At 64.1% G+C, this 16,866-nt stretch carries 15 protein-coding genes; 2 read left to right on the top strand and 13 right to left on the bottom strand.

Annotated features, from left to right (window positions below):
* Positions 1-71: 71 nt before the first annotated feature.
* From AC6LJ2_RS10960 to uvrB, 12 genes are all read right to left on the bottom strand, one after another.
* Positions 72-2,180, bottom strand: a complete 2,109-nt coding sequence (locus tag AC6LJ2_RS10960) for a TonB-dependent siderophore receptor (protein ID WP_498151357.1) — start codon at positions 2,178-2,180, stop codon at positions 72-74.
* A 153-nt stretch (positions 2,181-2,333) separates the two neighbouring features.
* Positions 2,334-3,224, bottom strand: a complete 891-nt coding sequence (locus tag AC6LJ2_RS10955; RefSeq protein ID WP_263910849.1) for a methylglyoxal synthase — start codon at positions 3,222-3,224, stop codon at positions 2,334-2,336.
* Positions 3,225-3,328: 104 nt separating this feature from the next.
* A complete protein-coding gene (gene iscX / locus AC6LJ2_RS10950) occupies positions 3,329-3,523 on the bottom strand; it encodes a Fe-S cluster assembly protein IscX (protein ID WP_183004986.1) in 195 nt (64 codons plus the stop codon).
* On the bottom strand, positions 3,523-3,864 hold the full coding sequence (fdx, locus tag AC6LJ2_RS10945) for an ISC system 2Fe-2S type ferredoxin (RefSeq protein ID WP_006395860.1): 342 nt from the start codon (positions 3,862-3,864) through the stop codon (positions 3,523-3,525). Before fdx ends, iscX begins: the two co-directional genes overlap by 1 nt.
* 9 nt (positions 3,865-3,873) lie before the next feature.
* On the bottom strand, positions 3,874-5,736 hold the full coding sequence (hscA, locus tag AC6LJ2_RS10940; RefSeq protein ID WP_498151356.1) for a Fe-S protein assembly chaperone HscA: 1,863 nt from the start codon (positions 5,734-5,736) through the stop codon (positions 3,874-3,876).
* Positions 5,737-5,808: 72 nt separating this feature from the next.
* On the bottom strand, positions 5,809-6,315 hold the full coding sequence (hscB, locus tag AC6LJ2_RS10935) for a Fe-S protein assembly co-chaperone HscB (RefSeq protein ID WP_263910852.1): 507 nt from the start codon (positions 6,313-6,315) through the stop codon (positions 5,809-5,811).
* A gap of 3 nt (positions 6,316-6,318) precedes the next feature.
* Entirely contained in the window at positions 6,319-6,642 is a 324-nt protein-coding gene (iscA, locus tag AC6LJ2_RS10930; RefSeq protein WP_006395864.1) for an iron-sulfur cluster assembly protein IscA, read from the bottom strand.
* A 1-nt stretch (position 6,643) separates the two neighbouring features.
* Complete coding sequence (gene iscU / locus AC6LJ2_RS10925; RefSeq protein WP_263910854.1) at positions 6,644-7,048, bottom strand: Fe-S cluster assembly scaffold IscU; 405 nt, start codon at positions 7,046-7,048, stop codon at positions 6,644-6,646.
* A 34-nt stretch (positions 7,049-7,082) separates the two neighbouring features.
* Positions 7,083-8,294, bottom strand: a complete 1,212-nt coding sequence (locus AC6LJ2_RS10920) for an IscS subfamily cysteine desulfurase (RefSeq protein ID WP_263910856.1) — start codon at positions 8,292-8,294, stop codon at positions 7,083-7,085.
* 21 nt (positions 8,295-8,315) lie between these two features.
* Complete coding sequence (iscR, locus tag AC6LJ2_RS10915; RefSeq protein WP_175192048.1) at positions 8,316-8,858, bottom strand: Fe-S cluster assembly transcriptional regulator IscR; 543 nt, start codon at positions 8,856-8,858, stop codon at positions 8,316-8,318.
* A 192-nt stretch (positions 8,859-9,050) separates the two neighbouring features.
* Positions 9,051-9,542: a low molecular weight protein-tyrosine-phosphatase gene (locus AC6LJ2_RS10910; protein WP_006386176.1), complete on the bottom strand. Its 492-nt coding sequence runs from the start codon at positions 9,540-9,542 to the stop codon at positions 9,051-9,053.
* A gap of 249 nt (positions 9,543-9,791) precedes the next feature.
* Complete coding sequence (gene uvrB, locus AC6LJ2_RS10905; RefSeq protein ID WP_445656790.1) at positions 9,792-11,801, bottom strand: excinuclease ABC subunit UvrB; 2,010 nt, start codon at positions 11,799-11,801, stop codon at positions 9,792-9,794.
* Positions 11,802-12,001: 200 nt separating this feature from the next.
* Between uvrB and AC6LJ2_RS10900 the strand changes: the two genes are divergently transcribed.
* Together AC6LJ2_RS10900 and lexA are read left to right on the top strand one after the other, a co-directional pair.
* On the top strand, positions 12,002-13,201 hold the full coding sequence (locus tag AC6LJ2_RS10900; RefSeq protein ID WP_263910859.1) for an amino acid aminotransferase: 1,200 nt from the start codon (positions 12,002-12,004) through the stop codon (positions 13,199-13,201).
* Between the two features lie 171 nt (positions 13,202-13,372).
* Positions 13,373-14,023, top strand: a complete 651-nt coding sequence (lexA, locus tag AC6LJ2_RS10895) for a transcriptional repressor LexA (protein ID WP_263910860.1) — start codon at positions 13,373-13,375, stop codon at positions 14,021-14,023.
* 175 nt (positions 14,024-14,198) lie between these two features.
* Here the strand turns inward: lexA and lon are convergent, their stop codons facing one another.
* On the bottom strand, positions 14,199-16,649 hold the full coding sequence (lon, locus tag AC6LJ2_RS10890; protein WP_199163989.1) for an endopeptidase La: 2,451 nt from the start codon (positions 16,647-16,649) through the stop codon (positions 14,199-14,201).
* Positions 16,650-16,866 lie beyond the last annotated feature (217 nt).

The following is a 16,866-nucleotide window of genomic DNA, read 5'->3' as shown; positions in this document are numbered from 1 at the left end:
CGTCAGCGCCTTCCGCGAAAAACGCGCACCGCGCTTCACGGGCCGCTAGGCGGCCCATCCGGCGACCGGCGTCAGAACTTGTAGCTGACGCTGGCGATCACGCTGCGCCGCGCGCCGTACCAGCAATCGCCGCGCGACAGGCACGTAGCCAGGTAGGTCTTGTCCAGCAGGTTGTTGACGTTCAAGGCATAGCGCCACTGGCTGGTTTCGTACGAGACCATGCTGTCCACCAGCCACACCGGTGGCAGCTTCGGCCCGTTGCCGTCCCGGAACGAGGCCATCCAGCGCGCGCCGGCGCCCACGGTGAAGCGCCCATCCAGGTTGTCCAGCCCGAAGCGGTAGCGGCCCCACGCCGCAGCCTGATGGCGCGGTATGCCTTCCAGCTTCGGGTCCAGGTCGATGTAGTTGTAGTGGGCAATCACGTCGAACGACGACGTCACCTGGCCGCGCCATTCCAGTTCCACGCCACGGGTGCGCGTCTTGCCGGTCTGGATGTTGTTCAGCGCCGATGTCGGATCCGGCACCAGGCGGTTCTTCTCCCGCAGGTCATACACCGACGCGGTGGCCAGGTGGCCGCCATCGGCCGACTGGTACTTCACGCCCGCTTCCCACTGCTTGCCTCGCAGCGGCTTGTACAGCTCGGGCACGGCGCCCTCGGGCGTGCTGCGCGTGGTGCTGGCGACCGGCGTGAACGATTCGCTGTAGCTGACATACGGCGACCAGCCATTGCTGGCCGCGTACATCAGCCCGAAACGCTTGGTGGTGGCCTGGACCTTGTCCGCATCCCCCCCGTCGAGCTGGCTGCGCGCGCGATCATGGCGCAGGCCCGCCGTCACGATCCAGTGCTGGCCGAACTTCATCTGGTCCTGCAGGTAAAGGCCCGTCTGGCTCTGCGTGAACCGCGGTTCGCCCGTCAGTTCCGGAATGTAGCCATTGCCGTAGACCGGCGCATAGGCGTCAATCGAATCCTTGCCGCTGCCGCTTTCGCGGTCGCGGCGATAACGTGCCCAGTCCAGCCCCAGCAGCAGCTTGTGCGTGACGGCGCCGGTACGCACCTCACCGGTCAGGTGCTGGTCCAGCGTATCCATGCGCACTTTGGTGATCGTGTCATCGGCATAGCGGCCGATGATGCGCTGGTTGATCGGATCATCCGCCCAGCCGCCCGGCTCCGTGAACGAATCCGCGTAGTGCGTGAAGTACGTCACCTTGTTGTTGGCATGCCGAAAGCCCTGGCTGAACGACCATTTGTCGTTGAACTTGTGCTCGAACAACCAGCCGATGCTGCGGCGCTCCGAATCGTAACGGTCGTGATCGGGTTCGCCAATGAAGCGATAGGTCGGGATGGTGCCATTCGGATTCGGCGTGCGCATGCCGGACCACGGCATGAACTGGGCCGTCGACCCGGACTTGTCCTTCTGGTACAAGGCCTGCAACGTGAAGGTCGTGGCGGCGCTGGGCTTCCACGTCAGCGAGGGCGCCACCAGCGCGCGGTCGTCCGGCACGTGGTGCACTTGCGTATCGGCATCGCGCCCCAGCGCCACCAGTCGATACAGCCATTGGCCGTCTTCGGTAATGGGGCCCGTCAGGTCCATCTGCACCTGCTTGCGCCCGTGGTTGCCGAACTGCACCCCCACCTCGCGCTGCGTTTCTGCCAGCGGGCGCTTGCTCACCATGTTGATGATGCCGCCCGTGCTGCCCTGGCCGTACGTCATGGCCGCCGGACCGCGCAACACCTCGATGCGCTCCAGCAAATACGGGTCCGGGCGCGTCGTGCTGGTGTAGTAATCAAACGCCTGGCGCAGGCCGTCCAGGTAGACATCGGCGTCCGTGCCCCGCACGCGCACGCTGTCGGAGCGCGAGTCCAGGCCATAGGCATCGGACCGCACGCCGGCCGCATAGCCCAGCGCCTCCTGCAGGCTCGTCGCCCCCTGGTCCACGATCTGGTCGCGCGGCACCACCGTGATCGATTGCGCCGTTTCGTTCAGCAGCGTATCCGTCTTGGTCGCCGTGGCGGACCGCGTGGCGGCATAACCCAGCACCGGGCTGGTCGCCGTCTCTTCACCGCTGCCCTCCACGGTCACGGTCGGCAGCGTCGTGGTGGGCCCCACGGCAGCTTGCTGCGCGAACAGTACGGTGGGCAGCAAGCCCAATGCCGCGGCCACTCCGACGCGACGGCGCATGACAGGACAAAACATCAACATGGCTCCCTTTTGTATGGATTTTGAAAGCCAAATGTTAATGGTTCTTCTTTAGATAATGGTTCCTTTTACGATTCGAATAGCCAAGAAACCACAAACTACAAGGGCGGCCCTCGCGCCGCCCCCTCTGCTGTGTTATGCGCGCGCGGCCCGCAATTGCACCGCCTGGGCCCAGCGCCGCGCCACCGACGGCGATGTCGCGCACGTGGCTGACTCGGTCACCACCCGCACGGCGCGCTCCAGCAGCTGGATATCCGCCTCGTGCTGGCGCGCCACATGGGGATCCTCGAAGAAGATCACCCGCTGGCACTGGTGCTCCAGCACCAGTTCGGCGATCTGCGCATCGCCGCCCAGCGGACCGCTCAGGTAGCGGTGCACCCAGGGCGTGTCCTTGGGCCACCCCCGCGACCAGGCCAGCTCATTCAGGCGCCCTCCTGTCGTGCCGGTCGCCACCCGCCGCGCAAACTGCGACAGCACGTCAAAGTGTTCGCTGGCAAACGCCACCATCTCGTCCTTGAGTGCATCGTGGGCGATCAGCGCCAGCGTCTGGCCCGTGTAGTTGAACAGCCGCGACGCCGACATGTCCGGCGCCAGCCCGGCATGAACGCGCTCGACTTCCATCCATTCGATCGCGCCGGCCAGCGTCGAAATGAACGGCCGGCCATGCGTGATGCACTGACGCTTGAGCGCCAGCGCCTCGGGGAAAATCGACGACGGGTCCACCGGATCGATCAGATAGATCGCGCCGTCGAACGGCGCCTGCCCGTCACGGCCCTCGGTCACGCGCGCCACCAGCTTCATCAAGCCGCCCTCGCGACCATAGGGATAGCGGATCAGGCCGCTATAGCCTTGCAGCATGCCTTCGCGCACGATCGCATCGTGCGTGCGACCCACGGTGTGCAACTGCACGCCCAGCTCGCGGATGGTGGACGAACACGCCCGCAGCCAGGTAAACAAGGCGGCGTCGGGGGTTTCATGGTGCAGTCGGTTGGCGGCCAGGCCAAAGCGCAGGGGGGCAGCGGGCATCGGTAGACTCGGGAGGTAGGAACGACAAAGAGAGTCTTGATGATACCGCGCAGCCAGCGCGCCAAAGCAAAAACGCTCCCCAAGGGGAGCGTTTGCGGCGCGGTTCAGTCGGCTTCGTCGATCCAGGCCATCTGGATGGCTTCCAGGATCTTCTCGCCGCTGCGGTCGGGGTCATCGCTGAACCCGGGCAAGGCCAGCACCCATTCGCGCAGCTGGGTGAAACGCAGCGTCTTGGGGTCGACGTCCGGATGGGCGTCCACCAGCGCTTCAGCAATCTGGTAGGTATCGGTCCACTTCATCAATGGCCCTCTTTCGCGTGGTTGATGGTGTACTTGGGAATCTCGACCGTCAGGTCGGCATCGGTCACCAAGGCCTGGCACGACAGGCGCGAGGTGGGCGTCAGGCCCCAGGCCTTGTCCAGCAGATCCTCTTCGTCGTCGGTCGCGTCTTCCAGCGACGCGTAGCCCTGCTTGACCACCACGTGACAGGTCGTGCACGCGCACGACAGCTCGCAGGCATGTTCGATGTCGATGTGGTTGTCCAGCAGAACGCGGCAGATCGACACGCCCTTGGGCGCGTCTTCGATCACGGCGCCCTCGGGGCAGTAATCGGGATGAGGCAGTACGGTCAGTTTCGGCATAGCTTCTTATCAGGCAATTTCGTCAAGTTTGCGGCCAGCCAGGGCGGCGCGGATGCTGCGGTCCATGCGGCGGGCGGCAAAGTCGTCGGTCGCCGCGGACAGCGCCTCGGTCGCGGCTTTCACGGAGTCCACATCCTGGGCATCCTGCGCCACGATCGCCGCCTGCAGGCATTCGTCCACCCGCTTGCGTTCATCGGCATCGAGCAGATCGCCATCGGCCGCCAGGGCGGCCTGCACCGACTCCACCAACTGGCGCGCATCCACCTGCTGCTCGCGCAGCATGCGGGCGCGGGCATCGGTATCGGCCTGTGCCACGCTGTCGGCCAGCATCTGTGCGATCTCGTCGTCGCTCAAGCCATACGACGGCTTGACCGACACCGCGGCCTCGACGCCCTTGCTCTGCTCGCGCGCCGTCACGCTCAGCAACCCGTCGGCATCCACCTGGAAGGTCACGCGGATACGCGCGGCGCCGGCCACCATCGGCGGAATGCCGCGCAGCTCGAAACGCGCCAGCGAACGGCAATCGGACACCAGGTCGCGCTCGCCTTGCAGCACGTGGATGCTCATGGCCGTCTGGCCATCCTTGAACGTCGTGAACTCCTGCGCGCGCGCCACCGGAATCGTGCTGTTGCGGGGAATCACGCGCTCGACCAGCCCCCCCATCGTTTCCAGGCCCAGCGACAGCGGAATCACATCTAGCAGCAGCCAGTCTTCGCCCGGCGCACGGTTGCCGGCCAGCAGGTTGGCCTGCAAGGCCGCACCCAACGCCACCACCTGGTCGGGGTCAAGATCGGTCAGCGGCGCGGTGCCGAACATCTCGCCCACCGCAGCACGCACCACGGGCATGCGCGTCGCGCCGCCCACCATCACCACGCCGCGCACGTCCGCCGGCTTGAGCTCGGCATCACGCAAGGCGCGTCGCGCGCATTCCAGCGTGCGCTGGATCAGGGGCTGCGCCAGCGTTTCGAATTCGGCGCGCGTCAGCAGGCGTTCAATCGCCTGGCCGTTGGCCAGCGTCAATTGCAGGCGTGCCTCCTGTGCGTCGGACAGCGCCTCGCGCACCGCACGCGCCGCCATCAGCAGGCCGCGCCGGTCGGCGTGCGTCAGCTCGCCCACGCCAGCGGCCGCCACCACATGGTCGACGATCAGGGAATCAAAGTCGTCACCACCCAGCGCCGTATCGCCGCCGGTGGAAATCACTTCGAACACGCCCTGGGTCAAACGCAGGATCGAAATATCGAACGTGCCGCCCCCCAGGTCATACACCGCATACACGCCTTCGGCGGCGTTATCCAGGCCGTACGCAATGGCTGCGGCGGTCGGTTCATTCAACAGGCGCAGCACGTTCAGGCCGGCCAGGCGCGCCGCATCGCGGGTGGCCTGGCGCTGGGCGTCGTCGAAATACGCCGGCACCGTGATCACGGCGCCCACCAGATCATCGCCCAGCACGTCTTCGGCACGCTGGCGCAACACCGCCAGGATCTGCGCCGACACCTCGACCGGGCTCAGGTCACCCTGCGCCGTGCGGATGCGCACCATGCCAGGCGCGTCCACGAATTCGTAGGGCGCGCGCGTGGCACGGGCCTCTTCCAGCGAACGCCCCATGAAGCGCTTGACCGACACCACCGTATTCAGCGGGTCTTCGGCCTGCTGCGCCAGAGGTTCGCGACCCGTGGTGACGCGGCCGCCCGGGTAGTAGCGCACGGCCGACGGCAGCAGCACATGGCCCTCTGCGTCGGGCAGCACTTCAGCCACGCTGCTGCGCACCGCGGCAACCAGGGAATTGGTAGTGCCCAAATCGATGCCTACCGCCAGCTTGCGCTGGTGCGGCGCGGGCGATTCACCGGGCTCGGAAATCTGCAATAAGGCCATGATTCTATTTTTCTGCTCAGTAGGCGGCCAAGCCCGGGCACCGGGCGGCCAGGCCTGTCCAGATCGCTCAGGCTAGGGGTGAGCGTGCGCCAGCTCTTGCGCCAGCTTTTCCACGAACATCCATTCCCGCACCTTGAGGCCCGCGGCCGCGTAATCGTGCTGCTCGTCCAGCAGCCGCGTCAGCGTCGCCCGCATTTGCACGCGCGCTTCCTGCAGCTCGGCCTGCAGCGTCGCCAGGGCGCCGGCGTCTTCGCGCGCGTCGTCCAGCATTTCGCGCCAGGTCATCTGCTGCATCAGGAAAGCCGTGTCCATGGACGTGTTGCTCTCGGTCTGCAAATCGATGCCCGCCTGTTCGCACAGGTAGCGCGCCCGCAACAGCGGATCGCGCAACTGCCGATAGGCTTCGTTGGCGCGCGCCGCCCATTGCATGGCCACGCGGCGTTCCGCGGGGCTGGCCGTGGCAAAGCGATCAGGGTGCACCTGCGCGGCAACGGTCCGCCAGGCGGTTTCCAGCGCCTGCGCGTCCAGGTCAAAGCGTGCCGGCAAGCCGAACAGGCTGAAGTGGTCGTCTCCAGCCAAGACTTACACCGTGAACGACTCGCCGCAGCCGCAGGTCGCCTTCTCGTTGGGGTTGCGGAACTTGAAGCCTTCGTTCAGGCCTTCGCGGGCGTAGTCCAGCTCGGTGCCGTCCAGGTAGGCCAGGCTCTTGGGATCGACGAACACCTTCACGCCGAAGCTCTCGAAGACCTGGTCTTCGGGGGCCACGTCGTCCACGTACTCCAGCTTGTAGGCCATGCCGGAGCAGCCCGTCGTCCTAACGCCGAGCCGCAAGCCAATACCCTTTCCGCGCTTTTGCAAGTAGCGGCCGATGTGGGTGGCAGCCTGTTGGGTCAGGGTAACGGACATGTCAGTTCGCCACAGCTTCGGCCGCAACCGAATGCTTTTCCTTGTAGTTCTGCACGGCGGCCTTGATCGCGTCTTCGGCCAGGATCGAGCAGTGCACCTTCACGGGCGGCAGGGCCAGTTCTTCGGCGATCTGCGTGTTGCGGATGTTCATCGCTTCGTCCAGCGTCTTGCCCTTGACCCATTCGGTCACGAGCGAGCTCGAGGCAATGGCCGAACCACAGCCATAGGTCTTGAAGCGCGCATCTTCGATGACGCCGGATTCGTTGACCTTGATCTGCAGCTTCATGACGTCGCCACAGGCGGGCGCGCCGACCATGCCGGTGCCCACCGAGTCGTCCGACTTGTCGAACGAACCGACGTTGCGCGGGTTTTCGTAGTGATCCAGGACTTTGGTGCTGTAAGACATATCAGTTCTCCACGTATTTCGTTGGCGCGGGCGCTCAGTGCGCGGCCCACTGCACGGTATTCAGGTCGATGCCTTCCTTGGCCATTTCCCACAGCGGCGACATGTCGCGCAGCTTGCCGACCCGGCTCTTGAGCAATTCGATGGCGTAGTCCACTTCCTTTTCGGTCGTGAAGCGGCCCAGGGTGAAACGGATCGAGCTGTGTGCCAGTTCGTCGTTGCGGCCCAGGGCGCGCAACACATACGACGGTTCCAGGCTGGCCGAGGTGCAGGCCGAACCGCTGGACACGGCCAGTTCCTTGATCGCCATGATCAGGGACTCGCCTTCGACATAGTTGAAGCTGACGTTCAGGTTGTGCGGCACGCGCTGATCCATGTCGCCGTTCAGGTAGACCTCTTCGATCTGCGACAGGCCGGCCCACAGGCGATCACGCAGCATGCGGATGCGCTCGTTCTCGGTACCCATTTCTTCGCGCGCCAGGCGGAAGGCTTCGCCCATGCCGACGATCTGGTGCGTAGCCAGCGTGCCCGAACGGAAACCCCGCTCGTGGCCACCGCCGTGCATCTGCGCTTCGATGCGCACACGCGGCTTGCGGCGCACGTACAGGGCGCCGATGCCCTTGGGGCCGTAGGTCTTGTGGGCCGAGAACGACATCAGGTCGACCTTCAGCTTCTGCAGGTCGATCTCGACCTTGCCGGTCGCCTGCGCGGCGTCCACATGAAAGATGATGCCCTTCTCGCGGCAGATCTCGCCCAGGGTTTCGATATCCTGGATGACGCCGATTTCGTTGTTCACCATCATCACCGACACCAGCACGGTGTCGGGACGCAGCGCCGCCTTGAAGACGTCCAGGTCGATCAGGCCATTGTCCTTGACGTCCAGGTAGGTCACTTCAAAGCCCTGGCGCTCGAGTTCGCGACAGGTGTCCAGCACAGCCTTGTGCTCGGTCTTGACGGTGATGATGTGCTTGCCGCGTTCGGAATAGAAGTTGGCGGCACCCTTGATGGCCAGGTTGTCCGATTCCGTGGCGCCGGAGGTCCAGACGATTTCACGCGGGTCGGCATTCACCAGCTTGGCGACTTCTTCGCGGGCGCGTTCGACCGCGTCCTCGGATTCCCAGCCAAAGGCATGGCTGCGCGAAGCGGGGTTGCCAAAGTTCTCGTACAGCCAGGGCACCATCTTGTCGACGACGCGCGGGTCGACGGGGGTCGTGGCCGAATAGTCCAGATAGATCGGGCGGGTGGTCATTTCTACAACTCCTGATGCTGCTTATACGGTGGCGTTGGCCGCGACGGTCGTGGTCGGGGCATTGGCGGCGGCATTGGCGCCCCCCACCCGATTCACACGCACCGCGCAGGCCTGCGCTTGATTGTTGGCTTCCTGCAGTTGGCGCACGCGCTGCTGATCAACCAGATCTTGCAGGGACACCGAATCCAGGTAATCCACCATCTTGCGATTCAACGTCGCCCAGAGCTCGTGCGTCATGCACTTGCCGGGCTTGCCGTCGTTGCCGCTCGTACAGTCCCGCTTGCCGCCGCAGCTGGTCGCGTCCAGCGGCTCGTCGACGGCAAAGATGATGTCGGCCACCGTCACGTTGCGCGCCAGGCGGGCAAGCGAGTAGCCGCCGCCCGGGCCGCGCACGCTGTCCACGAGTTCGTGGCGACGCAGCTTCCCGAACAGCTGTTCCAGGTACGAAAGCGAAATGTTCTGACGCTGGCTGATGGCCGCAAGAGTGACCGGGCCGCTATGCTGCCGCATAGCCAGATCGATCATGGCAGTCACGGCGAAACGCCCTTTGGTAGTTAGCCGCATGGTGGGTTCCCTGTGATTCGGCAATGGCCGTCGGCGAATCCGGCGGTCAATACCCGAGTAATTGGCTCAAGTATAGCAAATTCCCGACTAATTTGGTATGGCTCCCGGCTAGAAAAAACCGCGCAGCTGCGCGGTTTTTTTCACTACCAAATTGCCCGAGGCCGCCCGTGGGCGGCCTGGCGCACCAGGGGATCAGGCCGCCTGGTACTGGGTAGCGCGCTTGCGGACCAGCTCGAGCACGCCCTGACAGGCGTCTTCGAGGTAGTCGAGCACTTTGCCGAAACCGTCGGCGCCGCCGTAGTACGGGTCGGGCACGGTGGCTTCTTCGAACTCGTTGGCAAAGCGCATCAGCAGCATCAGCTTGTGCTGGTAGGCCTTGGGGCACTGCTGCTGCATGGCGGACAGGTTGTCCCAATCCATCGCGAGGATGAGATCGAAGTCGCGGAAATCTTCCGCGGTGACCTGACGCGCCTCGCAGTGCGTGATCTCGTAGCCGCGCTTACGTGCCGCAGCCTGCGCCCGGGCATCAGGCGCCTCGCCGATATGAAACGCGTGCGTGCCCGCGGAGTCGATGCGAACCACATCGCCCAAACCCGCGTCGTTCACCAAATGGCGAAACACGCCCTCTGCGCTCGGCGAGCGACAGATATTGCCCATGCAAACGAAAAGTACCTTGGTCATCATGGGAGTAAGTGTGCGGGAAAACCCGAGATAAGGCAAGCTTTTTTTGTAGCGCCGGCCAAGATGCCGAGCAAATGCGTCCCCTTAAATATCAACTATAAATCATATGGTTACGGACTATATTTAAGGCTTCGCAAGATGCTTTGCGTGAATCGATTGTCCAATTATTGAGCACGCGATTGCAACAGCGCGCTGTCAGCTGCTATTCAGCAGCCTGTCAGCGCGCAGACACATTTAGATACCCACGCGATATCACACCGCGCCATCCAGCAGCACGCGCTGCTTCAGCGCGTTCAGCGCATCCCGGGCGGCGGCGGCCTGCTCGAACTCCAGGTTGCGGGCGTGGTCCATCATCAGCTTTTCCAGCCGCTTGATTTCCCGCGCCAGCGCCTTTTCGTCCTTCAGGAACTCCGCCGGCACCGCCGCTTCCAGGGCGTCGTGCTGCACCGGCGCCACAATGCCATCGATCAGCTCGCGGACCGCCTTGTGCACGCCGCGCGCGGTAATGCCGTTGTCGGTGTTGAACTGCAACTGCTTGGCGCGGCGGCGGCTGGTCTCTTCCATGGCACGCTGCATCGAATCCGTGATGCGGTCGGCATACAGGATGGCGTGGCCGTTCAGGTTGCGCGCAGCCCGACCGATGGTCTGGATCAGGCTGCGCTCGGACCGCAGGAACCCTTCCTTGTCGGCGTCCAGGATGGCCACCAGCGACACTTCCGGAATATCCAGGCCTTCGCGCAGCAGGTTGATCCCCACCAGCACGTCGAACGTGCCCAGGCGCAGGTCGCGGATGATTTCGACGCGCTCGACCGTGTCGATGTCCGAGTGCAGGTAGCGCACCCGTACCCCGTGTTCAGACAGGAAGTCGGTCAGGTCCTCGGCCATGCGCTTGGTCAGCGTGGTGACCAGCACCCGCTCGCCCTGTCCCACGCGCACCTTGATCTGGCCCAGCAAGTCGTCCACCTGCGTGCGGGCAGGCAGCACCTCGACGATCGGGTCGACCAGACCGGTGGGCCGCACCACCTGCTCGATCACATTGTCGGTGTGCTCTTTCTCGTAGGCGGCGGGCGTGGCCGAGACGAACACGCATTGGCGCATCCGCGCCTCGAATTCCTCGAGTTTGAGCGGCCGGTTATCCAGCGCCGACGGCAACCGGAAGCCGTACTGCACCAGCGTTTCCTTGCGCGAGCGGTCGCCGCGGTACATGGCGCTGAGCTGGCCGATGGTGACGTGGCTTTCGTCGATGAACATCAGGGCATCGGACGGCAGGTAGTCGATCAGCGTGGGCGGCGGATCGCCCGGCGCCGCGCCTGACAGATGCCGCGAGTAGTTTTCGATGCCTTTGCAGAACCCCAGCTCCTGCAGCATTTCCAGGTCGAAACGGGTGCGCTGCTCCAGACGCTGGGCCTCGACCAGATGGCCGTCATCGACAAAGCGCTTGACCCGGTCGCGCAGTTCTTCCTTGATGGTCTCGATGGCACGCATGACCGTATCGCGCGGGGTCACATAGTGCGAGCCAGGGTAGACGGTAAAGCGCGGCAGCTTCTGGCGGATACGGCCGGTCAGCGGATCGAACAGCTCCAGGCTTTCGATTTCGTCATCGAACAAGGTCAGCCGCAGCGCCAGTTCGGCGCTTTCGGCCGGGAAGATGTCGATGGTTTCGCCGCGCACCCGGAACACGCCGCGGGTGAATTCCGCGTCGTTGCGGGTGTACTGCATGGCAACCAGCCGCGCCAGGATCTCGCGCCGCGAGATCTGGTCGCCCGCGCGCAGGATCAGCACCATCGCGTGATAGTCGCCCGGGTTGCCGATACCGTAGATGCACGACACCGTGCCGACGATGATCGTGTCGCGACGTTCGAGAAGGCTCTTGGTCGCCGACAGGCGCATCTGCTCGATGTGCTCGTTGATGGACGAGTCCTTTTCAATGAACAGGTCGCGCGTGGGTACGTAGGCTTCGGGTTGGTAGTAGTCGTAATACGAAACGAAATACTCGATCGCATTCTTGGGGAAGAACTCGCGCATTTCGGCGTACAACTGCGCCGCCAGGGTCTTGTTCGGGGCCAGAACCAGGGCCGGCCGCCCGAGCTGGGCGATGACGTTGGCCATGGTGTAGGTCTTGCCCGACCCGGTCACACCCAGCAGGGTCTGGAACATCAGGCCGTCCTGCACCCCCTGGACCAGGCCCTCGATGGCCGCAGGCTGGTCGCCGGCCGGCGGGTAAGGCTGGTACAGATGAAACGGGCTATCCGGGAAATCCACGAATCCGGCACCCGCCGGGCCTGCACCGGGCGCCGCCGCAACGGGGGCTGCGCCGGCCGGATCGGTGGTCGAACCCGCGGCTGCGGCACCCGCCGTACTTGGGTCTATTGCGCTCTTAGGCATGCTAGACTGTTCCCAGGGTAAACCCCCCATTATCCACAGCACTTCCCACTGCGTCCACTCACCCTCAGCAGAGTCCCATGAGCACCCTTTTCGATTCCGTCGAACTCGCGCCGCGCGACCCCATTCTTGGTCTGAACGAACAATACAACGCGGATACCCGCCCCGGTAAAGTCAACCTGGGCGTTGGCGTGTACTACGACGACCAGGGCCGGATTCCCCTGCTGGGCGCGGTGCGCAAGGCCGAAATCGCCCGCATCGAAGCCGCCGCTGCCCGCGGCTATCTGCCGATCGAGGGCATCGCCGGCTACAACCAGGGCGCGCAAGCCCTGCTGATCGGCAAGGATTCCCCCCTGGTGACCGAAGGCCGCGTCCTCACCACCCAGGCCCTGGGCGGCACCGGCGCCCTCAAGATCGGCGCCGACTTCCTGCGCCAGCTGCTGCCGACCGCCAAGGTCCTGATCAGCGACCCCAGCTGGGAAAACCACCGCGCGCTGTTCGAACGCGCCGGCTTCGAAGTCGGCACCTACGCCTACTACGATGCCGCCACCCGTGGCCTGAATTTCGATGGCATGCTGGCCGCGCTGAAGGCCGCGCCGGCCCAGACCGTCGTCGTGCTGCACGCTTGCTGCCACAACCCCACGGGCGTGGACCCCACCTTCGAACAATGGCAGCAGATCGCCGCCGTCGTGAAGGAAAACAACCTGGTCCCGTTCCTGGACATCGCCTACCAGGGTTTCGGCGAAGGCCTCAAGGAAGATGCCGCCGTCGTGCGCCTGTTCGCCGACCTGAACATGACCATGTTCATCAGCTCGTCGTTCTCGAAGTCGTTCTCGCTGTACGGCGAGCGCGTCGGCGCCCTGACCGTCGTGGCCGGCAGCAAAGACCAGGCCACCCGCGTCCTGAGCCAGCTCAAGCGCGTCATCCGCACCAACTATTCCAACCCGCCCACCCACGGCGGCACGATCGTCTCGACGGTGCTGAACACGCCTGAACTGTTCGCCATGTGGGAACAGGAACTCGGCGCCATGCGCGACCGTATCCGCCTGATGCGCAAGCAACTGGTCGAGAAAATCAAGGAACACGGCGGCAAGCAGGACTTCAGCTTCGTGCTGCAGCAACGCGGCATGTTCTCGTACTCGGGCCTGACCTCGGCCCAGGTCGACCGCCTGCGCGAAGAGCATGGCGTCTATGCCGTCTCCAGCGGCCGCATCTGCGTTGCCGCCCTGAACAGCGGCAACATCGACCAGGTCGCCAAGGGCATCGCCGCGGTGCTGTAAAGCGCCTCGCACTGCCGGCACCAGCCAGACGGGACCTTCGGGTCCCGTTTTCATTGCCCGCGATTTATGGGTCTCTTGCCCTGGCGCTCGACACCCGCTTGCTTTTTTGCGTTATGTCCCCCAGAATGCTGCTGTATATATGTACAGTCCGACCCCAAACGGATCATCGCCATGGCCAGCAAACTCACTGATCGTCAACAGCAAATCCTGGACCTCATCCGGCAAACCGTCGCGCGCACGGGCTTTCCGCCCACCCGCGCCGAAATTGCCTTGGCCCTGGGATTTCGCTCGCCCAACGCGGCCGAAGACCATCTCAAGGCCCTGGCCCGCAAAGGCGCCATTGAGCTCACGGCCGGCGCCTCGCGCGGCATCCGCCTGAAAGACGCCTCGGCCGCCCCGACGCAAGCCGCCCTGCCCCTGCCGGGCCTGGCGCAGTTGCTGCTGCCGTTGGTAGGCCGGGTGGCCGCCGGCAGCCCCATCCTGGCCGCCGAACACGTCGAACGCGAAATCGGCGTCGACTCCAGCCTGTTCGCCCAGGCACCCGACTACCTGCTCAAGGTGCGCGGCATGAGCATGCGCGATGCCGGCATCCTCGAAGGCGACCTGCTCGCCGTCAAGAAGGCCTCCGAAGCCCGCAACGGCCAGATCGTGGTGGCCCGCCTGGGCGACGACGTCACCGTCAAGCGCCTGCAGCGCCAGCACGGCCGTATCGAACTGCTGCCCGAAAACCCCGACTTCGACACCATCGTGGTCGAAGCCGACCAGGAATTCGCGCTCGAAGGCATCGCGGTCGGCCTGATCCGCACCCACGCACTGCATTGATGCACCACTGAACCGCGCCTGGCTGGCCTCGCAGGCCGTTCCAGGTTCTCTATACGGCTCCCGCCCGGCCAGCGTCGCCGAGACACGCCGCAGTGCGGCCAAGCCTAAAAAAGAAACCCCGCCAAGGCGGGGTTTCTTGTTGAAGGCGCCGCAAGCAGCGCCTCTCGGGCCAGCATCAGTGCTTGAGCACCGGGTCCGTCGAGCCCGGCTCGGCCGGCTTGGCCACCAGCGGTTCCTTCACCGCCTCGTCTTCGGCCAGCGGCTCGGGCAGGCGTTCCAGGGCCAGTTCCAGCACCTTGTCGATCCAGCGCACCGGCACGATCTCGAGATGGTTCTTGACGTTGTCCGGGATCTCCGCCAAATCCTTGACGTTTTCTTCCGGGATCAAGACCGTCTTGATGCCACCGCGGTGAGCGGCCAACAGCTTTTCCTTCAAGCCGCCGATCGGCAGGACTTCGCCACGCAACGTGATTTCGCCCGTCATGGCGACATCGGCGCGCACCGGGATGCGCGACAGCGCCGACACCATGGCCGTGGTGATCGCAATACCCGCAGACGGACCGTCCTTGGGCGTCGCGCCTTCCGGCACGTGCACGTGCATGTCATGCTTCTCGAACACGCTGTCTGCAAAGCCCAGGCGACGGGCGCGTGAGCGCACCACCGTACGAGCCGCTTCGACCGATTCCTTCATCACGTCGCCCAGCGAACCGGTGCGTTGGATCACGCCCTTGCCGGGCATGTCCGCCACTTCGATCGTGAGCAGGTCGCCACCGACTTCCGTCCAGGCCAGGCCGGTCACTTGACCGATCTGGTTTTCCTTTTCGGCCATGCCGAAGGTGTAGCGGCGCACGCCGAGGTAGTCGCTCAGGTTGTCGCCCGTGACATTGACCGGCTTGACCTCGAGGGTCTTGCCTTCGGCCTTGGCACGATCGGTCTGGGTCAGCAATTGCTTGATGACTTTGCGGCAGATCTTGCCCACTTCGCGCTCGAGCGCACGCACACCGGCTTCGCGGGTGTAGTAGCGCACGATGTCGCGCAAGGCGCTGTCGTCGACGGTAAGCTCGGTATCCTTCACGCCGTTGTTCTTCATCAGCTTGGGCAGCAGATGGTCGCGGGCGATGTGGATCTTTTCTTCCTCGGTGTAACCCGACAGGCGGATCACTTCCATGCGGTCCAGCAGCGCCGGCGGAATGTTCAGCGTGTTGCTGGTCGCCACGAACATGACGTCGGACAGATCGAAGTCAACCTCGATGTAGTGGTCCTGGAACGTGTGGTTCTGTTCAGGATCCAGCACTTCGAGCAGCGCCGACGAGGGATCGCCACGGAAATCCATGCCCAGCTTGTCGATTTCGTCGAGCAGGAACAAGGGATTGCGCACGCCGACCTTCGACATGTTCTGGACGATCTTGCCCGGCATCGAACCGATGTAGGTCCGACGATGGCCGCGGATCTCGGCTTCGTCGCGCACGCCACCCAGGGCCATGCGCACGAACTTGCGGTTCGTGGCCTTGGCGATGGACTGGCCGAGCGAGGTCTTGCCGACGCCCGGAGGGCCGACCAGGCACAGGATAGGCGCCTTGACCTTGTCCACGCGCTGTTGCACGGCAAGGTATTCAAGGATGCGTTCCTTCACCTTTTCCAGGCCGTAGTGGTCGTTGTCCAGTACGGTCTCGGCGTTGGCGATGGAATTGTTGATCTTGCTCTTCTTTCTCCAGGGGAGGTTGATGAGCGTATCGATGTAGTTGCGCACCACGGTGGCTTCGGCCGACATGGGCGACATGAGCTTGAGCTTCTTGAGCTCGGCATCGGCTTTTTTACGTGCCTCTTTGGGCATGTGGGCAGCGATGATCTTCTTTTCGAGCTCTTCGATGTCCGCGCCTTCTTCGCCCTCGCCCAACTCTTTCTGAATGGCCTTGACCTGCTCATTCAGGTAGTAGTCGCGCTGGCTCTTTTCCATCTGCTTCTTCACGCGGCCGCGAATCCGCTTCTCGACCTGGAGAATGTCGATTTCGGTTTCCAGCTGCGTGAGCAAGCCTTCAAGGCGTTCGGAGGTGCCGACGATCTCGAGCATCTTCTGCTTCTGCTCGAGTTTCAGCGGAAGATGCGCGGCGATCGTATCGGCCAGGCGACCGGCGTCATCGATGCCGGCGAGCGAGGTCAGGATCTCCGGAGGGATCTTCTTGTTCAGTTTGACGTATTGCTCGAACTGGGCAACGATCGCGCGGCGCAGGGCTTCGGTTTCGGAGCCCTGGACGGCATCCGGTTCGATCGGCGTGACCTGGCACGTAAAGTGCGAATCGGCGTCTTCGATGCTGTTGATGCGGGCACGCTGGGTACCCTCGACCAGCACCTTGACGGTGCCGTCGGGCAGCTTGAGCATCTGCAGGATGCCGGCGACGCAGCCGATCTCGTAGACGTCTTCGGGGGTGGGATCATCCTTGCCGGCGGACTTTTGGGCCACCAGCATGATGCTCTTGCCCGCTTCCATCGCAACCTCGAGCGCGCGGATCGAGCGCGGACGGCCGACGAACAGCGGGATGACCATGTGCGGAAACACCACGACATCGCGCAGCGGCAGCAGGGGAAGGTCGATCGGGTCGGAAGGCAGGGTCTGGCTGGCAGACATAGGAGGTTCCTCGGTATGACTCGGCGTATCGGGGACAGGATGCCCGGGTATACCCGGGCATCTTCGTCAGTTACGTCTGTTATGGGAACAATAGCCGAAAATTCAAGATCCCGGCTGCCGGATAAACAAAACGGCAAAAAAAACAGCGGCCGGTTTCCCTTGTTTTCTTGGACACGCCCCGGGACCATCCGTTCAAGGTCAGGCCCCGAGGTAAAAA

It is taken from the genome of Achromobacter sp. 1014246743, from assembly GCF_059760725.1.
This window is presented reverse-complemented; position numbering and strand designations above follow the sequence as displayed.

What these genes read in the sequence shown, in the direction of transcription:
- iscU (WP_263910854.1), bottom strand. Translation starts at nt 7,048, where the DNA reads ATGTCTTACAGCACCAAAGTCCTGGATCACTACGAAAACCCGCGCAAC.
- iscA (WP_006395864.1), bottom strand. Translation starts at nt 6,642, where the DNA reads ATGTCCGTTACCCTGACCCAACAGGCTGCCACCCACATCGGCCGCTAC.
- hscA (WP_498151356.1), bottom strand. Translation starts at nt 5,736, where the DNA reads ATGGCCTTATTGCAGATTTCCGAGCCCGGTGAATCGCCCGCGCCGCAC.
- AC6LJ2_RS10960 (WP_498151357.1), bottom strand. Translation starts at nt 2,180, where the DNA reads ATGCGCCGTCGCGTCGGAGTGGCCGCGGCATTGGGCTTGCTGCCCACC.
- AC6LJ2_RS10900 (WP_263910859.1), top strand. Translation starts at nt 12,002, where the DNA reads ATGAGCACCCTTTTCGATTCCGTCGAACTCGCGCCGCGCGACCCCATT.
- AC6LJ2_RS10955 (WP_263910849.1), bottom strand. Translation starts at nt 3,224, where the DNA reads ATGCCCGCTGCCCCCCTGCGCTTTGGCCTGGCCGCCAACCGACTGCAC.
- lon (WP_199163989.1), bottom strand. Translation starts at nt 16,649, where the DNA reads ATGTCTGCCAGCCAGACCCTGCCTTCCGACCCGATCGACCTTCCCCTG.
- iscX (WP_183004986.1), bottom strand. Translation starts at nt 3,523, where the DNA reads ATGAAGTGGACCGATACCTACCAGATTGCTGAAGCGCTGGTGGACGCC.
- lexA (WP_263910860.1), top strand. Translation starts at nt 13,373, where the DNA reads ATGGCCAGCAAACTCACTGATCGTCAACAGCAAATCCTGGACCTCATC.
- AC6LJ2_RS10910 (WP_006386176.1), bottom strand. Translation starts at nt 9,542, where the DNA reads ATGATGACCAAGGTACTTTTCGTTTGCATGGGCAATATCTGTCGCTCG.
- iscR (WP_175192048.1), bottom strand. Translation starts at nt 8,858, where the DNA reads ATGCGGCTAACTACCAAAGGGCGTTTCGCCGTGACTGCCATGATCGAT.
- AC6LJ2_RS10920 (WP_263910856.1), bottom strand. Translation starts at nt 8,294, where the DNA reads ATGACCACCCGCCCGATCTATCTGGACTATTCGGCCACGACCCCCGTC.
- fdx (WP_006395860.1), bottom strand. Translation starts at nt 3,864, where the DNA reads ATGCCGAAACTGACCGTACTGCCTCATCCCGATTACTGCCCCGAGGGC.